A 2,614-nucleotide genomic window follows, 5' to 3' on the forward strand; every position below is an offset into this window, starting at 1 on the left:
CGAATTCGATTGTTGATAGGTTTAGTATGTCCCATCTCCATCGTTTTCAAAGGTTCCAGCTTTTATTTTACACTCCCGTTTGGGGAGGTGGCGTAGTGATATCCTCCATATTTGTTACCCCAAACGGAACATGAGCAGATGGTGAGACACTCGATACTCCTTCAATGTGGCTTACCTGGTCATCGAAGAATATATGGGGGCGAAGTACCTTCAACACCCTTCCTTTTTCAATTCCACCCAAGAAAAATGCTTCATCCACCCTAATTCCTAGACTTCTTAAAGTTGTAACGACTCGTTCATGGGCTGGTGCATTTCTTGCCGTTGCAATAGCTATTCTGACACGGGGGTTGTATGATGCATCCTTTTGTTTCTTTTCCCATTCACGTTGTTGTAAACGAGCGATTTCTCCAAAAAACTTAATTAGTGGACCGGGAGGGAGCGCCTCATTTGCTTTTTGCTTTTCATTCTCATGGAATCGTTGCATCCCCAAATTTTGATAAATTCCTTCGGAAGAATCATCGGCTATGATTCCATCAAAGTCGAACGCAATTCGAAGTTCCTGCTCATCCTCATCATCCACAAACTGCGTAGGAAATACCTGAGCGGCGGGAAGCCCCTTGCTAAGTGCTGCTCTAACGTCACTAAGATTAGCGGAAAGGAACAGCGAAGCATTAAATGCTTCCATGTAAATGAACGGGTTACCGCCCGCCACAAAGGCTGCCCGTGAGATTGAAAGCTTGTGATGTTCAATGGACTTAAACACGCGAAGTCCTGTATCGGGATCGTTCCTCGACATTAAGACAACCTCAACCGGCTGGTCGTTGGGCTCCTGTCCGTTAATCATTAGCAACCGCTTAATCAATGGAAATGCAACGCCCGGTTCGAGAACAACCCCCTCGTTTTCTCGTTGATACTTTCGGTATTCCTCTTCTCCCTTTTCCTGAAAAACCTTATCGGATTCCTCAAGATTGAATAGCGCACTAGAAGCAACTGCAACAACAAACTTTTCTTCTATTGGATATGGCATAACGTCCTCCGTGTTATTGTTTGTTTTGAATTATAACATAAGCTTGGCTTCAAGCAGATACTCGGTGACTTGATTGCTAAAAAGCTTCCTTCCCTGTTTCTCTCGCTCAATCACTTGTTAAGTAACCCCGTAAACTTCCTCCTATTCTTGATCAGGAGTAAGGTGGCGAGCACGTTGTTTGGACTGTTCCTCCAAATTACTCATACTTCGAAGAGGTAGAGAGAGATTAACCGGAACATACGTTTATGCGAATATTAGTTCTTATAACTGGTGTGCAATTCTGATAATAATAGAGCTTTAGCGCAAGGAGGTGAAATCATGGCAACCTATATTATCAATACCAACACCAAAGAAATTCATAAATCGGCAAACGTTGATTCACTATGCAAAATTTCCAAAATTAAACTAGCCCATAGAATTGGACCTCTGTCAAAATAGTAGACACAGATTTTTTCCTTACGCCGACTGATTTAGGTACATACGTTCGAATTCAGACGGTGCGTAATACCCAATTGATGAATGAATGCGTTGGTTGTTATAAAATACCTCGATGTATTCAAAGATGCTTTTCTTCGCTTCATCTCGCGTCTCGTATTGATGAAGGTAAATCAAATCCTTCTTCAAGACACTGTGAAAGGACTCGATATAGGCGTTGTCGTAACAGTTCCCTTTGCGGCCCATACTGCCCGTCACTTCGTAGATCTGAAGTTGCTTTTGGTAATCCAGGGAGGCATATTGGCTGCCGCGGTCCGAGTGATGGAGTAAGCCTTTGTCTGGATGCTACCGCCCGTAAGCTTGTTGTAAGGGCTTTAGAAACAAACTCTTTGGTCATCCTTTCACTCCTGTGCCAGCCCTTGATTTTACGCGAGTAGAGGTCCATTACGCTCACCAAATACAACCAGCCTTCGCTCGTTGAAATATAGGTCATGTCCGTTACCCATTTCTCATTCGGCTTGCTCGCTGTAAACTCCCGGTTAAGCACATTTTCCTGAACCGGCAGAGCTTGCTTGGAGTTCGTTGTCGCTTGCCTTCCTTCACTGTCTCAAGTGCTTCACCAAAATTAACGTTTCCTCGTCCCCCACCAATTCATATTCCGCATCCATCTCTTGCCCCTACCCTTGTCATGAAGCTCTAAGTGTTCCGTAATCTGTCGATATGTCCACTTTTCCTCCACATGAAGACGAATGGCTTCTTTCTTCAATTCCTCTGAATACGTTTTAAGCTTCTGACCTTTAACCGCCATAAAAAATGCACCCCTTAGAATTCATCCGATTAACCTAGGGGGGGGTTCCAATGTCTATTCTAAGGGGTGCACTTCAAGAGGGTACAGGCCGTTTATTTTATTTCGCTCAATCTTCAGCTTAGCCCGGTCTATATGTGTCCGAACGGTTCTCGTTTGTATATTGAGCTCTGAAGCAATTTGACGGAATGAAAAATCGAAACCTACATGCAACACAAAACATTGCCATTCGCGCTCCGACAGGCAACGTAAAGAAGTTTTAGAGTATAACTGACGTTTCGCACCCTAGAGATACCAAATGGAAAACATTTCATCATTTTTTTTGAATGGGGATGAGCGGGCAACTC

At 43.8% G+C, this 2,614-nt stretch carries 2 protein-coding genes and 1 pseudogene; all 3 read right to left on the reverse strand.

Annotation, left to right across the window (positions count from 1 at the left end):
- Positions 1-67: 67 nt before the first annotated feature.
- On the reverse strand, positions 68-1,027 hold the full coding sequence (locus WBG83_RS22185; RefSeq protein ID WP_336747562.1) for a 5'-nucleotidase: 960 nt from the start codon (positions 1,025-1,027) through the stop codon (positions 68-70).
- Between the two features lie 456 nt (positions 1,028-1,483).
- Positions 1,484-2,054 (reverse strand): annotated as a pseudogene (locus WBG83_RS22690) (IS3 family transposase); the annotation flags it as partial.
- 270 nt (positions 2,055-2,324) lie between these two features.
- Positions 2,325-2,510: a sigma factor-like helix-turn-helix DNA-binding protein gene (locus WBG83_RS22695; protein WP_442955871.1), complete on the reverse strand. Its 186-nt coding sequence runs from the start codon at positions 2,508-2,510 to the stop codon at positions 2,325-2,327.
- Positions 2,511-2,614 lie beyond the last annotated feature (104 nt).

Origin of the sequence: Paenibacillus sp. y28 (genome assembly GCF_037137075.1) — a bacterium.
Taxonomy (GTDB): domain Bacteria; phylum Bacillota; class Bacilli; order Paenibacillales; family NBRC-103111; genus JBBBNV01.